This window comes from Rhizobium sp. BR 249 (genome assembly GCF_047445895.1).
Taxonomy (GTDB): domain Bacteria; phylum Pseudomonadota; class Alphaproteobacteria; order Rhizobiales; family Rhizobiaceae; genus Rhizobium.
Genome location: NZ_JARWKX010000005.1, coordinates 199,471 through 223,319, shown reverse-complemented (window position 1 = coordinate 223,319; position 23,849 = coordinate 199,471). Strand labels below are relative to the sequence as shown.

The window sequence follows — 23,849 nt, the reverse complement described above, 5'->3', positions numbered from 1 at the left end:
TCTTAGGTTGTAAGAGGCCCCTCGCTGCGACGAATGCGGGGGAAAAGGAGCGGCCATGCAAAGGTTCATGATCACCGATAATTCGGACATCGTCCGCAAGGTCGGCAAACGCATTCTCTCCGAACTCGACTTTCTCGTCAGCGAGGCCTCCACTGCCGCCGAGGCGTTGCAGCACTGCCAGACGGAGCTGCCGGAATATCTGCTCGTCGATTCCGGCATGGAAGGCGCGCTCGAACTCATCGCGGCCATCCGCGCCATGGACGGCGGCAAAGAGGTCAAGATCTATTACTGCGTCATCGAGGCCGATCTGAAGAAGCTGATGGCGGGCAAACGCGCCGGCGCCACCGATTTCCTGCTGAAGCCGTTCGATCGCAAGATCCTGACCGCCGTTTTCGGAAACCGCGCGATCGCTGCCTGAGCCCAGGCTTTTTCCTGCCGACCCTGGTTTGTTTTGGGAACCGATGCCGAAGGTGCAATCGGTTCGCGTGGCGCTACGCTCAATTTCCCGATCGACACAAGATAACGTCGGCCCGGTCCGAAAATCGTCTGCGTGATCATTGCGCATATGAAAACGAAAAATCCCGCCGAAAGGGGCGGGATCTTCGTCATCCGATAAGGGGGATCGGAAAATCAGGCGGTCTCGGCGTATTCGGTACCGTCAGGCTCGCGAAGAACGTAACCGCGGCCCCAGACCGTCTCGATGTAGTTGGCGCCGCCGGCGGCGTTGGCGAGCTTCTTGCGCAGCTTGCAGATGAAGACGTCGATGATCTTCAGTTCCGGTTCGTCCATGCCGCCGTAGAGGTGGTTCAGGAACATTTCCTTGGTGAGGGTGGTGCCCTTGCGGAGCGAAAGCAGCTCCAGCATCTGGTATTCCTTGCCCGTCAGGTGGACGCGCTGGCCGCCGACTTCGACGGTCTTGGCGTCGAGGTTGACGATGAGCTCGCCGGTCATGATGACCGACTGGGCGTGACCCTTGGAGCGGCGAACGATAGCGTGGATGCGGGCGACGAGCTCGTCCTTGTGGAACGGCTTGGTCATGTAGTCGTCGGCGCCGAAGCCGAGGCCGCGAACCTTGTCTTCGATGCCTGCCATGCCCGACAGGATGAGGATCGGTGTCTTGACCTTGGACAGCCGGAGAGTGCGGAGCACTTCATATCCGGACATGTCGGGCAGGTTCAGATCGAGAAGGATGATGTCGTAATCATACAGCTTGCCCAGATCGACGCCTTCTTCACCGAGATCGGTGGTATAAACATTAAAACTCTCTGATTTGAGCATCAATTCGATGCTCTGCGCCGTAGCGCTGTCATCCTCGATGAGAAGTACCCGCATAATTATCCCCTTTACCGCCGCCGAAAGGTGGTCTGGCCCCCTACACGCTACCCGAACAAGCTACGTGATTTGGAAGCTGCCACGAAATGGTTAACAAATTCTAATTCACTCTGGCAAGGAGTATCGAATTTATTAAATAATTTTTCCATTTCTCTGTTTTCCAATAGGAATCTCAAAAAGGCTTTCCTCAACTTTAACATTAGGAAACAGCGCTAAGTGATTCATCCGACTCGCCAATGAAAAGGTTCGAACTTCATGCCGTGGCATTTACCGACCCTTAAATCATCCGCTCTATCATTAACGATGCCCGTAAACGAAAGGTTACCAGCGGTAGGTTTTTGTTAATATCGCAGGAAATTTTTCAGCAAACCGTGTCAAAGCGGCGCGCAAGGGCGGTTTCAAGTTGAGCCGGGGTCTCGCATCACGGGAGTAATGCGTATGAAGTCGCGAGAAAGTCTCGTTCGTCTGAAAGAGTTTCAGGTGAACGAAAAACGACGTCAATTGCAGCAATTGCAGATGATGATGTCCGAATTCGAACGGATGACGAAGGATCTGGAGAGCCAGATCGTCGTCGAGGAAAAGAAGTCCGGTATATCAGACCCGAATCACTTCGCTTATCCGACCTTCGCCAAAGCCGCGCGTCAGCGGGCCGACAACCTGCAGGTTTCGATCAAGGAACTGAAGATGCAGGAAGAGGCGCTGGAACTGGCGCTCGAGGAGATGCAGGCGGAATATGCAAGGGCGACGGCGCTGGAAGAGCGTGACGGCAGCGCCCGGGCAAGGGCCTGAGACAAAAGACGGGCGCCGGCTTCGGCGCCTCGGGGATCGCCGTTGAAAAGCCATGTATGATGGGCGCGTTGTCCGTCATACATGGCTTTTGGTGTTTCCCGTGTTTTGCGCCTGTATGTCGCCGCTCCGCACGGCGACCGCTTCCGGCATCGCGAATCAGTTCACGACATCCTGCCATTCCGGGTGGCGTTGCGCCTGCGCTTTGAAGAAAGGGCAGAGCGGAATGATCTTCCAGCCGCCGGTGCGGGCAGCTTCCACCGCATGACGCGCCAATGCCTGGCCGACGCCCCTGCCGCGCAAGGCATCGGGCACCGCCGTATGGTCGATGATGACCAGCTTGGGAGAGGTGCGTGAATAGGTCATCTCCGCCTCGTGCCCCTCGACCTCGGCGGCATAACGGCCGCCGGAGGCGCCTTCCTCATTTCGAATGTCCATCGTCTTGCCTCGTACACAGATATTGTCGGCGCCGACGGTGACACGGCGGCGCGGCCATGCCAAGCCGGTGGAACAATTCCCGGGGGAGACGCAGTGTTCATGAAAAATGTCGGATCGGCGCGAGGTTCGCAGCAATGAGCGCGCTTTCGATCATCCGCCCCGCTCTTCTCGTGGCTGCGCCCTTTCTCCTGGCGCTCGGCCTCATCTTGCCGCTGGTCCGTTTCGAAACGCTGTATTTCTTCGATCAGACCCCGTCGCTCATCGAAATCGTCGTCTCGCTCTGGCAAGGCGGGGATGGGCTGCTGGCGGCGATCGTCGCGCTGGTCTCGATCGTGCTGCCGTTTCTGAAGATGATCGGGATTGCCGCGGAAGCGACGGCTGCCGGCGGCGGGGCCGGGAGCCTGTTTTATCGTCGCGTCGTGCCGCATTTGTCCAAGTGGTCAATGATGGACGTGCTGCTGGTCGCGATCGTCATTGCTGCGGCGAAGACAACGGGGTTGGCGGATGCCTTCACGCAGCCCGGCCTCTGGTGCTACGCGGCCTCGTCAATGATTTCGGGCCTTCTTCATTCCCTGATGGGAGATGCGTCCGGCCCGAAATAAATGTCGAGGATGGCGTGCGATCAGTGGCGGTATTGCTGGATGCGCGTGGTGCGCAGGCCGGCGAGGCCATGGCTGTTGATCGACGACTGCCAGGAAAGGAATTCTTCGACCGTGAGCGTATAACGCTCGCAGGCCTCTTCCAAGCTCAACAGGCCACCGCGAACAGCCGCGACAACCTCTGCCTTGCGGCGGATCACCCAGCGCCGCGTATTGGGCGGCGGAAGATCCGCGATCGTCAGGGGGCTGCCATCGGGGCCGATGACATATTTTACTCGGGGACGTATCATTTCGGTCATGGGACTCTCTACACAACGCAAGACCACGGAGGCCACTCTAGCCTGCCACATTTAAAAATTGCCTAAGCCCATCGTAAGACTTTGATAACAACTTTAGATGCCCCAGCGGCGATTTGGGACGATCGCCTGCCACTACGTCAATTTGTGACGGCTGCATGGGAGCCATGCGGAATAAATATTACCCGACCTTCCCGGAAAATTTTATAAGTCGCGCAAAATAAAAATGAGCGCCAGGCCTCGTCCCCGTTCCTCCCGCTGCATCAGTCCAGTTCGTGCCTTTGACGCTTCCCGTTCTTGGGAGGCGGGGCAAAAGCCGTTTCTGCCGATGCTCCCCGGCGCGAGCTTCCCGTCGCCGGCAGCGAGGCCGAACCGAGGCTCGCTCGGCAAGGATATGGAGATGAAGAAAAGTAAGCGTACAATCGACGATTGCGCTTGTGATGCTGGGTTTTCGCCCTTGCAGACCAATGCCGGCATGTCGGTGAACGACGGCAAGGCGCTGCTCGGGGATATGGCAAAGCTTGCCGGTTTCGATTTCTATCTGCTCTCAGCTTTCCCGCGCGGCGACCGCACGGCCTTCATCGAAAACCGCTTGATCAGCAACTGGCCGCAAAGCCTTTCCGGCGTGTATGAAGCGGCCGACCTCTTCTATTGCAGCAGGCTGGTGACGGCGATGAAACGGACCGTCATGCCGGTTTTCTGCGAGGAGGGCTCGTTTGCGGGCAGCGCCGCCAATCAGGAAAACCGCGGTCTCGACACGCTCTTTCAGATGCACGGGCTGAAGAATACCTTCGCGTTCACGCTGCACGACGCTGACCTGAAACAATACATTTTTGCCTTCTCAGGCTGCTCCCCCATGCCGACACGAGAGCAGGCAATGGCGCTGCTTTACGGCTGCACGGACCTTCTGGACAAGATCTCGCGCAGCCGCGGTCCGGAGGAAGGGCCGTCGGAGACACTCACGCGGCGCGAAATCGAATGCCTGCGCTGGTCGGCGGCGGGCAAGAGCAGCGATGAGATCGCGATCATTCTCGATCTCTTGCCGCATACGGTGGCGGGCTATTTGAAGAGCGCGATGCGCAAGCTCGATTCGGTCAACCGGATGCAGGCGGTCGCTAGGGCATTTCGCTACAGGTTGCTGTGAAGAGCGCGGGAGCGCTCGCAAATTTCTTATCTAAAAATGCATTTCGCCCAAACCGCTCAGCGGTTTGGGCGAAATGCATAAGACGACCGGTCATTCCGGAAAGTTTAGAAGCCTTTTCCGCGGGTCAGTTCCGACACGACGGTTCCGACAATGATGCGCATATCCATCATGATCGAAAAATTCTCGACGTAATAGAGATCGCTGGCGATACGGGCACGGGCCTTGGCCGGACGATCGGTCGGGCCGCGCAGGCCGCGCATCTGGGCGAGACCCGTCATGCCGGGACGCATGGCGTGGCGCTGGTGATATTCCGGTACGAGCTCTTCATAGAGCATGTCGCTGGCGCGCATGCCGATGGCATGGCAGCGCGGGCCGACGACCGACATGTCGCCCAGCAGCACGTTCAGGAGTTGCGGCAGCTCATCGATATTCGTGCGGCGCAGGATGGCGCCGATGCGGGTGATGCGCGGATCGTTCCTCACCGTCTGGGCAACGCCCGTGGCGTCGCAGAGGTCGGTGCGCATGGAGCGGAACTTGTAGACCTTGATGGCCTTGCAGTTCTTACCCCAGCGGGTCTGCTTGAAGAGCACCGGTCCCGGGCTGTCGAGCTTGATCAGCAAGGCGACGAGCAGGAGGAAAGGCGCGAGGACGAGGAGGGCGCTCAACGACGAAACGATGTCGAACGCCCGCTTCAGGGCAAGATCCATCCACGGCGCCTGCGGCGCATCGCTATGGATCACAGGGGTCTGGATCTTCAGGCTCGGCAGCTGGCGGCGGCTCGGCCGGAAGGACTCATTCGAAATGGTGTTGTTTAGTTCCGTGATGCTCAAGGATCGTACTCTGTTGTCTTCGAGGGGCGCGGCGGCAATAGGCGATCAATGGTTAACCCTGTCACCAGGGCTGCACTCAGGTGTTGGTAACCCTACTAAAACGGAAAAATGCGACAATTGTGTAATGGTGTCCAGTGAAATATCGCATCGCAACAAATCTTTCGCATCTGCGTTAAGTTGAGGCAAACTCATGATATTCCGTTAAGAATTGGAATTTCGTCAAGGTTTCTAGGCTCTTGGCGAGGGCTCCCGGGGGTGGTTCGACGTGCTGTTTCGGCACGTGACCGATACACGTTAACCGATATTTTTAACCGAATCCTAAGCGAAATTTTTTTGGCGAAGATGTCCGGTCGCCATCAACCTGTGTCACAATATGACAAAATCAAGGCGGATCGATAGCGTTCGGGGCGGAAGACGGAGCGAATCGCTTTCGCGCCGGGAATCACCCGGTTCATCCAGGCGTTGTAGATCACACTTTACGGCTGTCCGCGCTTCGAGCCGGCGAACAGCGGCTTCGAAGCGCGCGGAGGTCGGCAGCGCATCTACGAAGCATCGTGCGATGCGAGGCATTTGCCTGTTGTCGGTATTCAGCGTCTGCTCCGGGTGATTACGCCGGTTCGAGCACGCGTTTCCTGCCGCCCCAGGAAATGAAGTTCGGGTTGGCGAAGTCGAAATCGGCCGCCGGTCCCGTCTTGCCGTAGGTCAGCGGTGCGCCGTCGAGCGTCACCGTCGAGCCGCCGGCGGCGCGCAGCACGGCATCGCCGGCCGCGGTGTCCCATTCCATCGTGCGGGTGAAGCGGGGATAGACGTCGGCCTTGCCTTCCGCCAGCAGGCAGAATTTCAGCGAGGAGCCGATATTGGTGCATTTGGAGATCGCGTGGTGCGCAAGGAAGCTGCCGGTCTCCGGGCTGTTGTGGCGAAGGCTTGCGAGCGCCAGCCTGTCGTCCGGCTGTTCGCGCACGGTGATCGCCGCGCGCAGGCCGACCGTGAAATCCTCGGTGACGACAAGTCTTTCGGCGCGGCCGCATTCCCCGGAGAAGGCCAGCCCGAGCGCCGGGGCATAGACGATGCCGGCCACCGGGGCGCCGTTTTCGATATAGGCGATGTTGACGGTGAATTCCTGCCGTCCGTCGACGAATTCGCGCGTGCCGTCGAGAGGGTCGACCAGAAAGAAGCCACGGCCGCCGATATCGGGCACTTTGCCGGCGGCGACCGATTCTTCCGCGACGACCGGAATTTCGGGATAATCTCTCGCAAGATGGGTAAGGATGATGCGCTCGGCCTCCTCGTCGGCGACCGTGACCGGACTTGCGTCCGCCTTCATGGTAACGGGAAAGCCCTCGCGCAAGACCGTGATGATGGCCTTACCGGCTTCCAGCGCCGCCTTTTCGAATGTCCTGAGCATTGTCCTTTTGCCGTTTGCCACGCGGGCCGAGCACCCCGCTGTCGCTCGTCCGCAAACCATCCCTGTCACACCATATACTTGCCAGTCGTTTATATGGTGTTTCCCGTCGCGCTCCGCATCCCCACTCACGCACCCACGATGCTACCATAAGATCCCAGTCTTGTCAGACGAAGATGGCAGGCATTTGCTCGTGAAATGGCATTCGCAAAAGTCGCGGCTGCAGGGTCTGAATTTGCGCCATCTTCCAATTCAGTGGAATAGCTTACGCAGTAGACTGGCGGTGGAATCAGCGGCGACTTTTCGAAACGGTTAATCCGGTGGTCGTTTCTGGCTAAAAATACGCCCAACTTTGCTGTTTTTCTGTGGATTTTGATCCAAAATGCGCCATGTCGGCCTGTTTCAGCAAGAATCTGGCGGAGTAAATCCTTTTTGTCTTCACATTTTCAACGAAACCGCTATGCATGCGGCTTATGAGGTTGCCTGAAACGGGCAACTGAAGAACCAAAAAGAGATGCAGCATTTTCCGCTCGCATCCAGGGGAAAACGACATATGGAGTATTTCGTCCAGCAGCTCTTCAATGGGCTGACGCTTGGATCCATCTATGGCCTTGTGGCTATCGGCTATACGATGGTTTATGGCATTATCGGCATGATCAACTTCGCCCATGGCGACATCTTCATGCTCGGTGGTTTCGCCGCTCTTATCGTCTTCCTCGTCCTCACATCCATCTTCGCAGGTCTCCCGGTGGCAATTCTGCTGCTGGCGATGCTTGTCGTCGCGATGCTGATGACGAGTTTGTGGAATTGGACGATCGAGCGTATCGCATATCGTCCGCTGCGCGGTTCGTTCCGCCTGGCGCCGCTGATCACGGCCATCGGCATGTCGATCGTGCTGTCGAACTTCATCCAGGTGACGCAGGGTCCGCGCAACAAGCCGATCCCGCCGATGGTAAGCACGGTCTACCAGTTCGGCAACATCTCGGTGTCGCTGAAGCAGATCATCATCATCGTCATTACCGCGGTGCTGCTTGCGGCCTTCTGGTACATCGTCAATCGTACCGCGCTCGGCCGCGCCCAGCGTGCCACCGAACAGGATCGCAAGATGGCGGCGCTGCTCGGCGTCAATGTCGACCAGACGATCTCGATCACCTTCGTGATGGGTGCGGCACTGGCTGCCGTCGCCGGCACGATGTATCTGATGTATTATGGCGTCGCTTCGTTCGCCGACGGCTTCACCCCGGGCGTGAAGGCCTTTACCGCAGCCGTACTCGGCGGCATCGGCTCGCTGCCGGGCGCCGTTCTCGGCGGGCTGATGATCGGCCTCATCGAATCGCTGTGGTCGGCCTATTTCACCATCGCGTACAAGGATGTCGCGACCTTCGCGATCCTCGCTTTCGTGCTGATCTTCAAGCCGACGGGTATCCTCGGGCGGCCGGAAGTCGAGAAGGTATAACGTCATGGCAAACATCGAGAATTCTGCAGGCGAGCTCGACGCCGGGCTTGTCCGCAAAGGTCTTATGGAAGCGCTTTTTGCCGCTCTCCTGTCGCTCGGCATGTTCGTTCTCTATGTCGGCCTCAAGACCGACCAGAACATCAATAACGAGCTGATCATCGTCCAGCGCTGGGGACTGCTTGCGATCTTCGTCGCCGTCGCTGCGGTCGGCCGGTTCGTGATGGTCGTCTTCATCAAGCCGAATATCGACCGCCGCAAGCTCAGCAAGGCGCGAGAGGGCGATCTTCCCCTCTCGACCGAAAAGAACTTCTTCCATCAGCATTTCCTGAAGTTCGCGTTGCTCGCGCTGGTGCTTTATCCTGTCGTGATCGTGGCGCTCGTCGGTGCTCAGGGTTCGCTGAAGTGGGTCGACAATTTCGGGATCCAGATCCTGATTTACGTGATGCTTGCCTGGGGGCTGAACATCGTCGTGGGCCTCGCCGGCCTGCTCGATCTCGGTTACGTCGCGTTCTATGCCGTCGGCGCTTATTCCTATGCACTGCTGTCGAGCTATTTCGGCCTGTCCTTCTGGGTGCTGTTGCCGCTTTCCGGTATCTTCGCCGCGCTCTGGGGCGTCATCCTCGGCTTCCCGGTCCTGCGCCTGCGCGGCGATTACCTCGCCATCGTGACGCTTGCCTTCGGTGAAATCATCCGTCTTGTCCTCATCAACTGGACAGATGTCACCAAGGGAACGTTCGGGATCTCGAGCATTCCCAAGGCAACGCTTTTCGGCATTCCCTTCGATGCGACGGCCGGTGGCTTTGCCAAGCTCTTCCACCTGCCGATGTCTTCGGCCTATTACAAGATCTTCCTGTTCTATCTCATTCTGGCGCTCTGCATGCTGACGGCTTACGTCACCATCCGTCTGCGCCGGATGCCGATCGGCCGTGCCTGGGAAGCGCTGCGCGAAGATGAAATTGCCTGCCGTTCGCTCGGTATCAACACCGTGACGACCAAGCTCACCGCCTTCGCGACGGGGGCTATGTTCGGCGGCTTCGCCGGCTCGTTCTTCGCAGCGCGCCAGGGCTTCGTTTCGCCGGAATCCTTCGTCTTCCTGGAATCGGCCGTCATTCTCGCCATCGTCGTTCTCGGTGGCATGGGCTCGCTGACCGGGATCGCGATCGCTGCGATCGTCATGGTCGGCGGCACCGAGGCGCTACGCGAAATGGATTTCCTGAAAGAGATCTTCGGGCCTGACTTTACGCCGGAACTCTACCGCATGCTGCTTTTCGGCCTCGCCATGGTCGTCGTCATGCTGTTCAAGCCGCGCGGTTTTGTCGGCTCGCGTGAACCGACCGCCTTCCTCAAGGAGCGTAAGGCGGTATCCGGAAGCTTTACCAAGGAGGGCCACGGTTGATGAGCCCCGTTACCAACGCGATGTCGAGCGACACGCTTCTCAAAGTCGAGCACCTGTCGATGAAGTTCGGCGGCCTGATGGCCATCAACGACTTCTCTTTCGAGGCCAAGCGCGGCGATATCACCGCGCTGATCGGCCCGAACGGCGCCGGCAAAACCACCGTCTTCAACTGCATCACCGGCTTCTACAAGCCGACGATGGGCATGATCACGCTCAACCAGAAGAGCGGCAAGCAGTATCTGCTGGAGCGTCTGCCGGACTTTCGCATCACCAAGGAAGCGAAGGTGGCGCGCACCTTCCAGAACATCCGGCTGTTCTCCGGCCTGACGGTTCTCGAAAATCTGCTCGTCGCCCAGCACAACAAGCTGATGCAGGCATCGGGCTTTACCATCCTCGGCCTCCTCGGCATTGGTCCTTACAAGCGGGAGGCCGCAGGCGCAGTCGAACTCGCGCGTCATTGGCTTGAAAAGGCCGAATTGATCGACCGTGCCGATGATCCGGCGGGCGATCTGCCTTACGGCGCCCAGCGACGTCTCGAGATCGCGCGCGCCATGTGCACCGGGCCGGAATTGCTATGCCTGGACGAGCCGGCCGCGGGTCTCAACCCGCGGGAATCGGCCAAGCTCAATGAGCTTCTGCAAAGCATTCGCGCCGAAACCGGAACATCCATTCTGCTCATCGAGCACGACATGTCGGTGGTCATGGAAATCTCCGACCACGTCGTCGTCCTCGAATACGGGCAGAAGATTTCGGATGGCACGCCGGATCATGTGAAAAACGATCCGAAGGTCATCGCGGCCTATCTCGGTGTCGAGGATGAGGAAGTGGAAGAGGTGATCGCAACCGTCGAGCAGCTCGAAGGAGGCGCAAACTGATGGGCGATGCAGTAATGACGGGTCAACCGCTCCTTCAGGTGAATGGCGTCGAAACCTATTATGGCAACATTCGCGCGCTGGCCGGCATCGATGTCCAGGTCAACAAGGGTGAGATCGTCAGCCTCATCGGCGCCAACGGCGCCGGCAAGTCGACGCTGATGATGACGATCTGCGGCAGCCCGCAGGCCCGTACCGGCTCGGTCGTCTTCGAGGGCCGCGACATCACCAAGCTGCCGACCCACGAAATCGCCCGCCTGCGCATCGCGCAGTCGCCGGAAGGGCGCCGCATCTTCCCGCGCATGACGGTCATGGAAAACCTCCAGATGGGCGCGGGCCTCGACAACCTCAAATATTTTGCCGAGGACGTCGAAAAGATCTTCACGCTCTTCCCGCGTCTCAAGGAACGCCACGCCCAGCGCGGCGGAACGCTTTCGGGCGGCGAGCAGCAGATGCTGTCGATCGGCCGCGCGCTGATGGCCCGCCCGAAGCTGCTGCTTCTCGACGAACCCTCGCTCGGCCTTGCGCCGCTGATCGTCAAGGGCATTTTCGAGGCGATCCGAAAGCTCAACGAACAGGAAGGGCTCACCGTATTCCTCGTCGAGCAGAACGCATTCGCCGCCTTGAGGCTTTCGCATCGCGCTTATGTGATGGTGAACGGCAAGGTGACGATGAGCGGCTCCGGTAAGGAACTGCTCGCCAATCCGGAAGTCCGCGCCGCCTATCTCGAAGGCGGAAGACACTAGGTCGAAGGAGGAGTTTGATATGCAGGGACTTTTCTTCGAAAGTGACGACGGTGTGCGAGTGATCATTCGTGCTCTCGTCGTGCTCATCGGCTTCTGGACCGCCTGGCGGGCCGGCAAGGCGGTTGCTGACGGCTGGAACAATTATCCGCTGGTCGTCGTCTACACCTTCCTCCTGGCCTGGGCGATGCAGTTTCTGCACCACGCCCTGTTCAACGGGCCGATGCTCAGCGCTCTCTATTACACCATCGATTTCGTGACGCTGCTGGTCTTCTCGACTGCCGGCTTCCGCTTTCGCCGCACCAATCAGATGGTCAACAACTATTACTGGCTGTACGAAAAAACTTCCGCGTTTTCGTGGAAGGACAAACATTGACAGTCCGTTGAAACTAGGCATGAATTGCCTTCAGAGTGGAACAGCTTTCCTGGCGCAGTCAATGGTGGGTAATGCGCCGGGTCTTGGACCGGAACCCGCCCAAAAATTGGGAGTAACAATATGAAGAAGTCTCTTCTGTCGGCAGTGGCTCTGACGGCGATGGTCGCCTTCAGCGGCAACGCTTGGGCCGACGTCCTCATCGCTGTCGCCGGTCCGCTGACCGGCCCGAACGCCGCTTTCGGCGCTCAGCTTCAGAAGGGCGCCGAGCAGGCGGCCGCCGACATCAACGCTGCTGGCGGCATCAACGGCGAGCAGATCAAGATCGAGCTCGGCGACGACGTCTCCGACCCGAAGCAGGGTATTTCGGTCGCTAACAAATTCGTTGCCGACGGCGTCAAGTTCGTCATCGGTCACTTCAACTCGGGCGTTTCCATCCCGGCTTCGGAAGTTTATGCCGAAAACGGCATTCTCGAAATCACCCCGGCCGCTACCAACCCGAAGTTCACCGAGCGCGGCCTCTGGAACACGTTCCGCACCTGCGGCCGTGACGACCAGCAGGGCGCCATTGCCGGCAAGTATCTTGCCGACCACTTCAAGGACGCGAAGATCGCCGTCGTTCATGACAAGACCCCCTACGGTCAGGGCCTTGCCGACGAAACCAAGAAGGCCATGAATGCCGCTGGTCTCACGGAAGCCATGTACGAAGGCATCAATGTCGGCGACAAGGACTTCTCGGCCCTCATCGCCAAGATGAAGGAAGCCGGCGTCTCGATCATCTATTGGGGCGGCCTGCACACCGAAGCCGGCCTCATCATCCGTCAGGCTGCCGACCAGGGCCTGAAGGCAACGCTGGTTTCGGGCGATGGCATCGTTTCGAACGAACTGGCATCGATCGCCGGCGACGCCGTTGCCGGCACGCTGAACACCTTCGGCCCCGATCCGACGCTGAACCCGGCCAACAAGGAACTCGTCGAAAAGTTCAAGGCCGCCGGTTTCAATCCTGAAGCCTACACGCTCTATTCCTACGCTGCGATGCAGGCGATCGCCGGTGCCGCCAAGGCTGCCGGTTCGCTCGATCCTGAAGCCGTTGCTGCGGCCATGAAGGAAAAGGGTCCGTTCCCGACCGTTCTCGGCGACATCTCGTTCGACGAAAAGGGCGACCCGAAGATTCCTGGTTACATCATGTACGAATGGAAGAAGGGCGCGGACGGCAAGTACACCTACGTCCCGCAGGGCATGTAAGCCTTACTTCCTTTCCAGGAATATGATCATTGAAGCCCGGTTTCGACCGGGCTTCTTTTTTGGCGGCACTTCACCACCGCGCGGTGAGACGGCGCCGGCTTACACGGATGGCCAAGTGGATTCCGCTGCCTGATGTCGGCCGTGCGGCGGAGGTGACGCGAACCACGGAAGATCTTCCGCTATCCCTCACATCTCATGCAGAACATGCGTCGCCTTCACCGCGGCTGACGCCCGGTTTTCGACGCCGAGCTTCACGTAGATCTGCTCGAGGTGCTTGTTCACGGTGCGCGCCGACAGTCCCAGTATTTCGCCGATATCGCGGTTGGCTTTGCCCTTGGCGATCCAGAGCAGCACTTCGGATTCCCGTTGGGTGAGCGAGAAGCGCTGGCGCAGCACCTCGTCGTCGCTGCGCTGGCTGGCGGCGGTAAGGCGGAAGAGATATTCGTCCGGGCCGATCGCGCCGAGGAAGGCGAGTTGGAGCGCCGCCTGGCCGGCATGGGTGATCGAGATGATGCCGTCGCGCGCCGCTGCCATACGGTCGCGCATCCAGCCGGCGATATGGCGGACGACGATCTCCATGCCGTCGTCGCTGCCCATGGCGGCGTTGACCAGCCGTGTCGCCTGCGGCGTCGACCAGTGGATAGCGCCGTCGCCCTTGACCGCAAGCAGGTGGCGGCCGGCGGCGTCGAGCGCGACGCGGGCGCTCTGGGTCGAGCGGGCATTGCGCAGGTGAACGCGGATGCGCGCGCGCAGTTCGTCGATGTTGATCGGCTTGCTGAGGTAATCGACACCGCCGGATTCCAACGCATGCACGACATGCTCGGTCTCCGTCAGGCCGGTCATGAAGATGACCGGCACTTGGGCGACGGCGGCATTCGCCTTCAGCCTGCGGCAGGTCTCGAAGCCGTCCATGGCGGGCATGACGGCGTCGAGCAGAATGAGATCGGGCGTGATCCGCTCGACGATGCCAAGTGCTGCCGTGCCCGACGTGGCGATCAGCACGGAGAAGCCGGACTGTTCGAGCGCATCGGTCAGGAAACCCAGCGCCTCCGGCGAGTCGTCGACGAGCAGAACGATGTCGCGAGGGAGGGCCGGCTCAGCCAATGGATTCCACCTTTTCGTCGAAGTCGTGCAGGAAGGTCATGAAGCCGGCCAGATCGAAGGCGGCGACATAGGGTCGAAGAGCCTCGGTGAATGGCCGATTTGCCTCCACCTTGGCAAGGTCCGAAAGCTTGGCGTCGATGCCCCTGATGTAACCGATCTCGCCGAGCCGCAGCAATTCCTGCACATGGGCGGCACCCGGGCTCAGCATCGGCGCCTCGGTTTTTGCTGGAGGGGCGGGGGCGTCATCGGCATAGACCCAGTTCAGGCCGAGATGCAAGGCGAGCTTGTCGCGCAGCCGGCGGATGTCGACGGGTTTGCCGATCGCGTCATTATGGCTGTCGTCGCTGTCACTCAAAACCGTCGCATCGCCGATATTGGCGGAAAGCATCAGCACCGGCGCCGCCTGGCCGGCTTCCCGCAGGCGCGAGACGAGTTGCCAGCCGCTCATGCCGGGCATCAGGATATCGACGAGGAAAAGATCGGGCATGATGCCGTCGATCAGCGTCAGGCATTCGGCGCCGCCTGCCGCCGTCAGCACGATGAAATCGAGCGGCGCCAGGATTTCCCGCATCATCTCGCGGTGATCCTCGTTGTCGTCGACGACGACGATCGTGCGGCGTGGGCCGTCGTAACCGACGATGCGCTTTTCCTGCGGCGGGGCGGCGGCGCGCATGACGGCGGACAGCATCAGCCGCACACGGAAGGTCGAGCCTTCGTCCTTGGTGCTCGAAACCGCAATCTCACCGCCGAGCGTATTGGTCAGAAGCCGGGTGATGGTGAGGCCGAGACCGAGGCCCGGCATCGGCCGCACGCTGTCTGCCTCGCCGCGCTGGAAAGGCTCGTAGATGCGCGTCAGGTCCTTCTCGGCGATGCCGCGGCCGGTGTCGGCGACGGTGAAGGTCGCCACCTGGCTGCGATAGCCGACATCGAAGGTGACGCTGCCCCCGTCGGTGAATTTGATGGCGTTGGAGAGCAGGTTGACGAGGATCTGACGCAGGCGCTTCTCGTCGGTGCGGACGAATTGCGGCAAGGCCGGTGAGCGCTGATGGATGAAGGCAATCCCCTTGGCCTGTGCCTGCGGGCGGAAAAGCTCGACGATCTGGTCGAGGAAGTCCTGGATGTTGATCTCGTTGGAATAGACCTGCAGGCGGCCGGCCTCGATCTTGGAAATGTCGAGCAGACCGTCGATCAGGCCGGAGAGATGTTCGGCGCTGCGGCGGATGACCTTGATCGAGGATTGGCGCGGCGCCGGGATTGTCTCGTCGCGTTCGAGGATCTGGGCGTAGCCGAGCACGGCATTCAAAGGTGTACGCAGTTCATGGCTGAGGCCGACGACATAGCGGCTCTTGGCGCGGTTGGCGGCCTCGGCCGTCTCCTTGGCGTTCTGCAGGGCAGTGTCGGTCTTCTTATGGGCGGCGATTTCCTTGAGCAGCAGCGTGTTCTGGCGCGAGGATTCTTCCTCGGCGACGACGCGGCTGTCATGGGCGAGCACATAGAACCAGCAGACCACACCTGAAATCACCGAGAAGACGAAGAAGACGATGAGGATGGTGCGATTGACCACCTCCGCCGTCTCGGGAGAGGCGGAGGCGACTTGATGGGCGATCATCGCCAGGATTGCGCCGATGGCGGTCAGCGCCAGGGCGACGGCGATGCCGTAGCGGCCCAGGCGCGTCGTCAGCTTGCCGACCACGCTTTCCGGCAGCAGCGTCCTGGCGACGGTGCCGACCTGGGCGTTGAAGCGGGCCGCCGGCTTGCACATGTCATGGCAGCGGCTGTCGAGCGAGCAACAAAGCGAGCAGATCGGCGCGGCATAGGCCGGACACCACGCCATATCCTCCGGCTCGAAGGGATGCTCGCAGACGGAGCAGGTGATAGCAGTCAGGTTCTTCCAGCTCTGGCGCGGCTTGCGGGCGAGGTAGAATTTCCCTTTCGTCGCCCAGGCGAGCGCCGGCGTGGCGATGAGCGCGATGACGAGAGTGATATAAGGAGCGAGCGAGGCGGCCGTCTCGCCGAGGGCGCCGAAATGGGCGATCAGCGACACCGTCGCCGACAGCGTCATGGCGCCGAGGCCGACCGGGTTGATGTCGTAGAGATGGGCGCGCTTGAATTCGATGCCGGGAGGGGCGAGCCCGAGCGGCTTGTTGATGAAGAGATCGGCCGAGATGGTGCAGAGCCAGGCCATGGCGACGATCGAGAAGATGCCGAGCGTCTCCTCCAGCAGCCGGTAGATGCCGAGTTCCATCAGGAGCAGGGCGATTGCGACGTTGAAGACCAGCCAGATGACGCGGCCGGGATGGCTGTGGGTCAGCCGCGAGAAGAAGTTCGACCATGCGAGCGAGCCAGCATAGGCGTTCATCACGTTGATCTTGAGCTGCGAGACGACGACGAAGGCGGCCATCAGCAGCAGCGCCGCATTGTGCCAGGGAACCATGTAGCCGAAGGCGGTCAGATACATCTGCGCCGGGTCGGCGGCGCGGTCGAGAGGCACGCCCGAGGTGAAGGTCAGCACGACGAGAAACGAGCCGGCCAGCAGCTTCGGTGCGCCGATGATGACCCAGCCCGGCCCGGCGAGGAAAACGGCCAGGCGATGGCGCCATTTGCGCTGCGGGACCGGCGGCAGGAAGCGCAGGAAATCGGCCTGTTCGCCGATCTGCGACATCAGCGCCAGGATGACGGCGGAGGCGGCGCCGAATTCGAGCAGATCGAAGCCCGCGACGGTGCCGGGCGGACCCGAAGCGTGATGGATGCCGGCGAAGGCGCGCCAGAGATCGAACTTTTCCCAGTCCATGAAGGCGATGAAGATGAAGGGCAGGATGTTCAGTACGATCCAGAAGGGCTGGGTCATCAGCTGGAACTTGCTGATCAGCCGCACGCCATGCGTCACCAGCGGGATCACCATGACGGCGCTGATGATGTAGCCGATCCAGAGCGGAATGCCGAGGGTGAGCTCCAATGCGCCGGACATGATCGATGCCTCGATCGCAAACAGCATGAAGGTGAAGCTCGCATAGATCAGCGAGGTGATGGTCGAACCGATATAGCCGAAGCCGGCGCCGCGCGTCAGGAGATCGATGTCGACGCCGTGACGGATGGCGTATCGGCTGATCGGCAGGCCGATCGCCAGCATGGCGATCGAGGCGACGATGATCGCGTAGAAGGCGTTGGTGGTGCCGTAGGAAAGGGTGATCGCGGCGCCGATCGCTTCGAGCGCCAGGAAGGAGATCGCGCCGATCGCCGTCTGCGAGATGCGCTCGGAGGAGAAATGCCGGGCGCTCTTCGCGGTGAAGCGCAGCGCATAGTCTTCAAGCGTCTGGTTGGCGACCCAGCGATTATATTCGCGTCTCACCGGAATGATGCGTTGGCGCGCTGTCATGCCCTCTTTCCGGCACTCTCGTTGGGCTCATCTTCTGCACGGCAGTTTTGGCGGGATAAGCGGGAAAGGCAAGAGGTGGGGCACTGGCGGATTCGCAGAACAGTAATATTTTTGATACGGCTCTGTCACATGAGCGCTCTAACCCTCCCGCCGTTCGTTCAACCATTTCGGGTGCACACATGTCTGTTTCAAAACTTTGCCGCCTCAGCACAGCTCTCGTCTGCCTCCTTTCGATCGTGCCGTCGTTCGCCGCCGCCGAGCAGGCCGCGAAAGCGCCTTACGCCGAAACCGGAAATACCAACAAGCGCGGCGACGCCTGCTTCTCGACGGTGGACACCAACGCCGCCGTTCATCTTCTCTCCGGCTTCCTCGAAGTCTGGACCCCGCGCACGCCTTTCGTCGATGCCGGCGTAGAAGCCCCGGCCAAGGATAATTGCCCCGCCGTTGCCAAGACGGATTGGGACGGCATTCCCTTCAGCAAGACTGACGGCCAGATCGTCAACAAGCCAGTTCACGATGCGAACATCGCCTATGTCGTCAAGGCGACGCAGGCGCGGACGGCCGAGCAGGCGGTCGCCGCCTATCTCGACGATCGCCGCGGCAAGAATGCCAGCATCGTAGATGGCCTCGGCCCGCTGACGGACGCCTGGAAGGCCGGCTCCAAGCAGACGACCACGATCACCGAAGTGGCGGCCGATGCGACCACCGTCAAATATGACGACAAGGGCAACAATCGCGGTGCCGGCAGCAAGCCGGACACGGAAAACAAGACCGATGCCAACCCGGACATGGGCCTTGCCATCGACTTCATCAATGCGGCGAGCGGTGACGGCTCGACCGAGCCCGCCAAGCGCTATTTCAAATATGGCCGCCCCTACCGCTGGAGCCAGGACGTCTCGGTCGTTCCGACGCTGGAGCCCGCCAAGAGCGGCAAGCCGGTCGAAGACGGCGGTTTCCCGAGCGGACATACGGCGGAAGCCTGGCGTGATGCGCTCGCCATGGCCTATCTCGTGCCGCAGCGTTTCCAGGAAATGCTCACGCGCGCCAGCGAACTGGGCGAAGACCGCATCCTTGCCGGCATGCATTCTCCTCTCGACGTGATGGGCGGCCGCATGCTCGGCACCGCCACGGTCGTCTATAATCTCAACAAGGCCGACAATGCTGCCCTGAAGAGCGATGCTTACGCCCAGGCGCAGTCATGGCTGATCGCCAAGTCGGGTGTTGCGGATGCGGGTGCGCTCGAAGTCGCCGCCCATGCAGCGCCGCTTGCCGCAGACCGTTTCGCCGATCATGAGGCCAACCGCGCTTACGTGTTGCAGCGCCTGACCTACGGCCTGCCGACGATACATGCGACCGACCAGCCGGCCCGCGTGCCGCAGGGCGCCGAAGCGCTTCTCGAAACCCGTCTGCCTTATCTCGACGGCGAACAGCGCCGTGCGGTGCTCGGCACGACGGAGATCGCCTCGGGCTATCCGCTCCTCGACGACGCGGAAGGTTATGGCCGCCTCAACCTGTTTGCCGCCGCCGACGGCTACGGCGCCTTCGAACAGGATGTGACCGTGACGATGGATGCGGCAAAGGGCGGCTTCAATGCCATCGATACCTGGCGCAACGACATCGGCGGCAAGGGCAAACTGGTGAAGCGCGGCAGCGGCATTCTCGGGCTTTCGGGCGCCAACAGCTATGCCGGCGGCACCGTGCTGGAAGAGGGCGTGCTGGTGGCCGGCTCGCCTTCGGCCTTCGGGGCCGGCGGGCTGACGGTCAATGGCGGTTCGCTCATCGTGGCGGCCGACAAGCCGCTGACCGTGGGCGGCGACTATCAGCAGCTCGCCGGCGCCACGGCGAAGCCGACGCTCAATGCTGACGGCGCAGGCACGCTGTTCGTTGCAGGCAAGGCGACGCTCGCCGGCGATCTCGACGTGACGCTTGCCGATGATTTTGCCCCGGCACCCGGAACGAAGATCGAGATCGTGAAGGCAACGGCCGTGACCGGCACGTTCGGCAAGCTCACCGTCTCCGGCCGCAAGGCGACGCTCTCCTACGGCCCGACCTCGGTCACTCTGACGATCGACGAATAATTTCCGCCTCGAACCGGAAGGGCATCCTCTGCTGCGGGGGTGCCCTTCTTCTCTGCCTGCCCATTCGACCCCCGCGCCTACGTCATTTTGCGTATGTGTTTTTGCGCTGCAGCACCCGATAGTCCCCTCGGCAACAGTTAATTTCCGTTTCCGGCCTGTTGCGGAACAAAGAGGGGATCAACCATATGAATCTCAAATCCAGCTTTACCGGCGCCGCACTTGGCGCCGTCATGGCGGCTTCGGCCGTCTTCCACGGCGCGGTGGCCGCCGAAGACACGATCAAGGTCGGCGTGCTGCATTCGCTCTCGGGCACGATGGCGATTTCCGAAACCACGCTGAAAGACGCCATGCTGATGCTCATCGACGAGCAGAACAAGAAGGGCGGCCTTCTGGGCAAGAAGCTCGAAGCCGTCGTCGTCGATCCGGCCTCCGATTGGCCGCTCTTCGCCGAAAAGGCCCGCGAGCTGATCGAAAAGGACAAGGTCGCCGCCGTCTTCGGCTGCTGGACCTCGTCCTCGCGCAAATCCGTCCTGCCGGTTTTCGAAGAGCTGAACTCGCTGCTCTTCTACCCCGTGCAGTATGAAGGCGAAGAATCCTCGCGCAACATCTTCTATACGGGTGCTGCTCCGAACCAGCAGGCGATCCCGGCCGTCGACTACCTGATGAAGACCGAGGGCGTGAAGCGCTTCGTGCTCGAAGGCACCGACTACGTCTATCCCCGCACGACCAACAAGATCCTCGCGGCCTATCTCGAATCCAAGGGCATTCCGAAGGAAGACATTCTCGTCAACTACACGCCGTTCGGCTTCTCCGACTGGCAGACCGAGGTCGCCAAGATCAAGGAATTCGGCTCGGCCGGCAAGAAGACCGCCGTCGTCTCCACCATCAACGGTGACGCCAACGTTCCCTTCTACAAGGAACTCGGCAACCAGGGCATCAAGGCGACCGACATTCCCGTCGTTGCCTTCTCGGTCGGCGAAGAAGAGCTTGCCGGTCTCGATACCAAGCCGCTGGTCGGCCATCTCGCCGCCTGGAACTACTTCGAGTCTGTCGAAAGCCCGGCCAACAAGAAGTTCATCAAGGAATGGCATGCGTTCACCAAGAACGACAAGCGCGTGACGAACGACCCGATGGAAGCTGCCTATATCGGCTTCAACGCCTGGGTGAAGGCCGTGCAGGCCGCCGGCACCACGGATACCGATGCCGTTCTCGACAACATCATCGGCGTCACCGTTCCGAACCTCTCTGGCGGCTATGCCACCGTCATGCCGAACCACCACATCACCAAGCCGGTGCTGATCGGTGAAATCCAGGCCGACGGCCAGTTCGAAATCGTCCAGCAGACGCCCGCCGTCGTCGGTGACGAATGGTCCGACTACCTGCCCGACTCCAAGGACCTGATCTCCGATTGGCGCAAGCCTCTCTCCTGCGGCAACTTCAACGTTGCCACCGGCAAGTGCGGCGGCAAGGGTTCCTGAGGACCCGATCCGTTTGACAGCCTGAAGACTTCCGTCCGGAGCTGATCCGGGCGGAAGCTCCGTCCTTACCGCTGCGCCGCAAGGCCGACGACACTCGAGGCGAGAGAGCCGATGTTTCGCGCCATCAAGATTTTTCTTCTGACATTTTGCCTGATGCTTTCGGGCCTGACGTTTTCGGTGACCGGCCTGCGCGCCGAGGGCGACGTGCACGCTCTCGTCGATGCGCTCGGCGTCGGCGGCTTTCCCGAGCGCGATGCGGCCATCCGGGCGCTTGCTGCTTCCGGGGATTCGCATGTCAGCCAGATCCTGCAGCGCTTGAGCGACGGCCAGCTCTACGTCAATTCAGAGGGCGGTCCCGTTCTCGTTCAGGGCGGCACGGAGGACGAGCCCACCTATTCCGATCCGATCACCGGCGAGGCGGCTGCCGATGTCGACCCCGACATGATGTCTAAGGTCAAGATCAACAATTCCCTGCGCACCACGATCACGACGGTGATGAGCCAACTGACGCTTCTGAGCCCGGATCGCTCCGCGCGGCTCGCGGCGGCCGAGGGCATGCTGAGGGATGCCGATCCCGCCAATCTCGAACTCCTGAATTCGGCTCTTTCAGCCGAGAAGGACGGCGAGATCAAAAACACGATGGAAGCAGCGCGGGCCGTGATGGTGCTGAAGAGCGATGCCGGCATCGAGGAGAAGAGGGCCGCCATCGACATGATCGCCGCCCGCGGCGGCCGCGATGCGCTGACGATCCTGACGACGGCGATGGCGAATGCCCCTGACGATCTGAAGCCCGCGATCCAGACGGAAATCAATTCGATCAACCGCGACCTGGCGCTCTGGGACGTCGTCCAGAACGTCTGGTACGGCCTGTCGCTCGGCTCGGTGCTGCTGCTCGCCGCGATCGGCCTTGCCATCACCTTCGGCGTCATGGGCGTGATCAACATGGCGCATGGCGAGATGGTGATGATCGGCGCCTATACGACCTATGTCGTGCAGGAATATATCACCTCGGCCTTTCCGTCGCTTGCCGATTATTCGCTTGTTTTCGCGGTGCCGGCCGCCTTCGTCTTTACCGGTTTCGTCGGCCTCGTCATCGAGCGCGTCGTCATCCGTTATCTCTACGGCCGTCCGCTGGAAACGCTGCTCGCCACTTGGGGCGTGTCGCTGATCCTGCAACAGGCGATCCGCAGCTATTTCGGCCCGACCAACCGCGAGGTCCGCAATCCGAGCTGGATGTCCGGCGCCTTCGATTTCGGCGGGCTCGTCATTACCTGGAACCGGCTCTGGATCATCGTCTTCTCGATGGTGGTATTCGTGACGCTCCTGATGCTGCTCAAGCGCTCCGCCTTCGGCCTGCAGATGCGGGCGGTGACGCAGAACCGACGCATGGCCTCGTCTATGGGCATCCGCACCGGCTGGGTCGATGCCTTCACCTTCGCGCTCGGCTCCGGCATCGCCGGCATGGCCGGCGTGGCGCTCTCGCAGATCGACAACGTCTCGCCGAACCTCGGGCAGAATTACATCATCGACAGCTTCATGGTCGTCGTCTTCGGCGGTGTCGGCAATCTCTGGGGCACGCTGGTCGGCGCGCTGTCGCTCGGCGTCGTCAACAAGTTCCTCGAGCCCTTTGCCGGCGCCGTGCTCGGCAAGATCCTGGTGCTCGTCCTCATCATTCTCTTCATCCAGAAGCGTCCGCGCGGACTCTTCGCACTCAAAGGAAGGGCGGTGGAAGCATGATAACGGCCTTCCTTCTCCGGTCTCTCGATCGCAGGATCTCCATCGCCGTCGCCCTGCTGCTGGCGGTCGCCATTCTCGTGCCGGTGCTGAACCTTGCCACCGGCCCGACGCACCCGCTGCACGTGCCGACCTATATCATGGCGCTGTTCGGCAAGTACCTGACCTATGCGCTGCTGGCGCTGGCGCTCGATCTCGTCTGGGGCTTCTGCGGCATCCTTTCGCTCGGCCACGGCGCCTTCTTCGCGCTCGGCGGCTATGCGATGGGCATGTATCTGATGCGCCAGATCGGCTCGCGCGGCGTCTACGGCGATCCCATCCTGCCCGACTTCATGGTGTTCCTGAACTGGAAGGAACTGCCCTGGTTCTGGTACGGCTTCGACCAGTTCTGGTTCGCGGCGCTGATGGTGCTCGCCGTGCCCGGCCTGCTCGCCTTCGTCTTCGGCTGGTTCGCCTTCCGCTCGCGCGTCAACGGCGTCTATCTCTCGATCATCACCCAGGCGATGACCTATGCGCTGCTGCTTGCCTTCTTCCGCAACGACATGGGGTTCGGCGGCAATAACGGCATGACCGATTTCAAGGACATCCTCGGCTTCAACATCCAGGCCGATGGTACGCGCGCCAGCCTCTTTGCCGCGACCGCGATCTTCCTGGCGCTGTCGCTGACGATCGCCTCGGCAATCGTACGTTCGAAATTCGGCAAGGTGCTCGTCGGCGTGCGCGATGCGGAAAGCCGCACGCGCTTCCTCGGCTACCGCGTCGAGCATTTCAAGCTCTTCACCTTCGTCGTCTCGGCGATGATGGCGGGCATTGCAGGCGCGCTCTACGTGCCGCAGGTCGGCATCATCAATCCCGGCGAATTCGCGCCCGCCAACTCGATCGAAGTCGTCATCTGGACGGCGGTCGGCGGGCGCGGCACGCTGATTGGGCCGATCATCGGCGCGATCCTCGTCAACGGCGGCAAGACGATCTTTACCGGCCTCTTTCCGGAGTTCTGGCTGTTTGCGCTCGGCGGCCTCTTCGTCGCCGTGACGCTGCTCCTGCCGAAGGGCGTCGTCGGCACGATTTCGCACTATCTCGGCCGACGGAAGGCCGTCTCCGAGCCCGCGCCGTCACCTGCGCAGGAAGATAGCATCGAGCCGAAAATCCAGGCAGCGGAGTGAGCCC

The 23,849-nt window shown here is 61.0% G+C and carries 21 protein-coding genes; 14 read left to right on the top strand and 7 right to left on the bottom strand.

Annotated elements, in window-relative coordinates; translation table 11 throughout:
• Positions 1–55 precede the first annotated feature (55 nt).
• Positions 56–418: a response regulator gene (locus tag QD408_RS07455; RefSeq protein ID WP_088684811.1), complete on the top strand. Its 363-nt coding sequence runs from the start codon at positions 56–58 to the stop codon at positions 416–418.
• A gap of 212 nt (positions 419–630) precedes the next feature.
• Here the strand turns inward: QD408_RS07455 and ctrA are convergent, their stop codons facing one another.
• Entirely contained in the window at positions 631–1,332 is a 702-nt protein-coding gene (gene ctrA, locus QD408_RS07450; RefSeq protein WP_007533606.1) for a response regulator transcription factor CtrA, read from the bottom strand.
• 438 nt (positions 1,333–1,770) lie between these two features.
• Between ctrA and QD408_RS07445 the strand changes: the two genes are divergently transcribed.
• Complete coding sequence (locus QD408_RS07445; protein ID WP_088684810.1) at positions 1,771–2,121, top strand: flagellar export protein FliJ; 351 nt, start codon at positions 1,771–1,773, stop codon at positions 2,119–2,121.
• Between the two features lie 156 nt (positions 2,122–2,277).
• Here the strand turns inward: QD408_RS07445 and QD408_RS07440 are convergent, their stop codons facing one another.
• Positions 2,278–2,556 carry a GNAT family N-acetyltransferase gene (locus QD408_RS07440; RefSeq protein WP_414138844.1) on the bottom strand — a complete coding sequence of 93 codons (279 nt, stop codon included), beginning with the start codon at positions 2,554–2,556 and terminating at the stop codon, positions 2,278–2,280.
• 56 nt (positions 2,557–2,612) lie between these two features.
• Here QD408_RS07440 and QD408_RS07435 point away from each other — a divergent pair, with 56 nt between their 5' ends.
• A complete protein-coding gene (locus QD408_RS07435; protein ID WP_414138843.1) occupies positions 2,613–3,158 on the top strand; it encodes a paraquat-inducible protein A in 546 nt (181 codons plus the stop codon).
• 20 nt (positions 3,159–3,178) lie between these two features.
• On the opposite strand, the gene QD408_RS07430 is transcribed toward QD408_RS07435, so the two are convergent.
• Entirely contained in the window at positions 3,179–3,454 is a 276-nt protein-coding gene (locus QD408_RS07430) for a DUF1153 domain-containing protein (RefSeq protein ID WP_007533628.1), read from the bottom strand.
• Between the two features lie 397 nt (positions 3,455–3,851).
• Here QD408_RS07430 and QD408_RS07425 point away from each other — a divergent pair, with 397 nt between their 5' ends.
• Complete coding sequence (locus QD408_RS07425; RefSeq protein WP_414138842.1) at positions 3,852–4,595, top strand: LuxR C-terminal-related transcriptional regulator; 744 nt, start codon at positions 3,852–3,854, stop codon at positions 4,593–4,595.
• A gap of 104 nt (positions 4,596–4,699) precedes the next feature.
• Here QD408_RS07425 and QD408_RS07420 read toward each other — a convergent pair whose 3' ends face one another.
• Positions 4,700–5,425: a sugar transferase gene (locus QD408_RS07420; protein WP_414138841.1), complete on the bottom strand. Its 726-nt coding sequence runs from the start codon at positions 5,423–5,425 to the stop codon at positions 4,700–4,702.
• Positions 5,426–6,032: 607 nt separating this feature from the next.
• Entirely contained in the window at positions 6,033–6,830 is a 798-nt protein-coding gene (cysQ, locus tag QD408_RS07415) for a 3'(2'),5'-bisphosphate nucleotidase CysQ (protein ID WP_414138840.1), read from the bottom strand.
• Positions 6,831–7,380: 550 nt separating this feature from the next.
• Here cysQ and QD408_RS07410 point away from each other — a divergent pair.
• The 6 genes from QD408_RS07410 (at position 7,381) to QD408_RS07385 (ending at position 12,912) form a co-directional block, all read left to right on the top strand.
• Positions 7,381–8,283, top strand: a complete 903-nt coding sequence (locus QD408_RS07410) for a branched-chain amino acid ABC transporter permease (protein ID WP_088684804.1) — start codon at positions 7,381–7,383, stop codon at positions 8,281–8,283.
• A gap of 4 nt (positions 8,284–8,287) precedes the next feature.
• Entirely contained in the window at positions 8,288–9,679 is a 1,392-nt protein-coding gene (gene livM, locus QD408_RS07405) for a high-affinity branched-chain amino acid ABC transporter permease LivM (RefSeq protein WP_088684803.1), read from the top strand.
• Positions 9,679–10,554 carry an ABC transporter ATP-binding protein gene (locus QD408_RS07400; RefSeq protein ID WP_414138839.1) on the top strand — a complete coding sequence of 292 codons (876 nt, stop codon included), beginning with the start codon at positions 9,679–9,681 and terminating at the stop codon, positions 10,552–10,554. The genes livM and QD408_RS07400 overlap by 1 nt, the downstream gene beginning before the upstream one ends.
• Positions 10,554–11,297 carry an ABC transporter ATP-binding protein gene (locus tag QD408_RS07395; RefSeq protein ID WP_414138838.1) on the top strand — a complete coding sequence of 248 codons (744 nt, stop codon included), beginning with the start codon at positions 10,554–10,556 and terminating at the stop codon, positions 11,295–11,297. The genes QD408_RS07400 and QD408_RS07395 overlap by 1 nt, the downstream gene beginning before the upstream one ends.
• 19 nt (positions 11,298–11,316) lie before the next feature.
• Positions 11,317–11,670 (top strand): DUF6867 family protein, encoded by a 354-nt coding sequence (locus QD408_RS07390; RefSeq protein ID WP_414138837.1) that lies wholly within the window; start codon positions 11,317–11,319, stop codon positions 11,668–11,670.
• A 120-nt stretch (positions 11,671–11,790) separates the two neighbouring features.
• Positions 11,791–12,912 (top strand): branched-chain amino acid ABC transporter substrate-binding protein, encoded by a 1,122-nt coding sequence (locus tag QD408_RS07385; protein WP_088684800.1) that lies wholly within the window; start codon positions 11,791–11,793, stop codon positions 12,910–12,912.
• 186 nt (positions 12,913–13,098) lie between these two features.
• Here the strand turns inward: QD408_RS07385 and QD408_RS07380 are convergent, their stop codons facing one another.
• Positions 13,099–14,016: a response regulator transcription factor gene (locus QD408_RS07380; RefSeq protein WP_088684799.1), complete on the bottom strand. Its 918-nt coding sequence runs from the start codon at positions 14,014–14,016 to the stop codon at positions 13,099–13,101.
• Complete coding sequence (locus QD408_RS07375; protein ID WP_414138836.1) at positions 14,009–17,392, bottom strand: ATP-binding protein; 3,384 nt, start codon at positions 17,390–17,392, stop codon at positions 14,009–14,011. Before QD408_RS07375 ends, QD408_RS07380 begins: the two co-directional genes overlap by 8 nt.
• A gap of 179 nt (positions 17,393–17,571) precedes the next feature.
• On the opposite strand from QD408_RS07375, the gene QD408_RS07370 reads away from it, so the two are divergent.
• The 4 genes from QD408_RS07370 (at position 17,572) to urtC (ending at position 23,845) form a co-directional block, all read left to right on the top strand.
• Positions 17,572–19,470: a phosphatase PAP2 family protein gene (locus QD408_RS07370; RefSeq protein WP_414138835.1), complete on the top strand. Its 1,899-nt coding sequence runs from the start codon at positions 17,572–17,574 to the stop codon at positions 19,468–19,470.
• Positions 19,471–19,655: 185 nt separating this feature from the next.
• Entirely contained in the window at positions 19,656–20,948 is a 1,293-nt protein-coding gene (gene urtA, locus QD408_RS07365; protein ID WP_414138834.1) for an urea ABC transporter substrate-binding protein, read from the top strand.
• 111 nt (positions 20,949–21,059) lie between these two features.
• Positions 21,060–22,685: an urea ABC transporter permease subunit UrtB gene (gene urtB, locus QD408_RS07360; protein WP_414138833.1), complete on the top strand. Its 1,626-nt coding sequence runs from the start codon at positions 21,060–21,062 to the stop codon at positions 22,683–22,685.
• The gene (gene urtC / locus QD408_RS07355; RefSeq protein ID WP_414138832.1) at positions 22,682–23,845 is read left to right on the top strand and encodes an urea ABC transporter permease subunit UrtC; all 1,164 of its coding nucleotides are present in this window, start codon (positions 22,682–22,684) and stop codon (positions 23,843–23,845) included. Before urtB ends, urtC begins: the two co-directional genes overlap by 4 nt.
• The last annotated feature ends 4 nt before the right edge of the window (positions 23,846–23,849 follow it).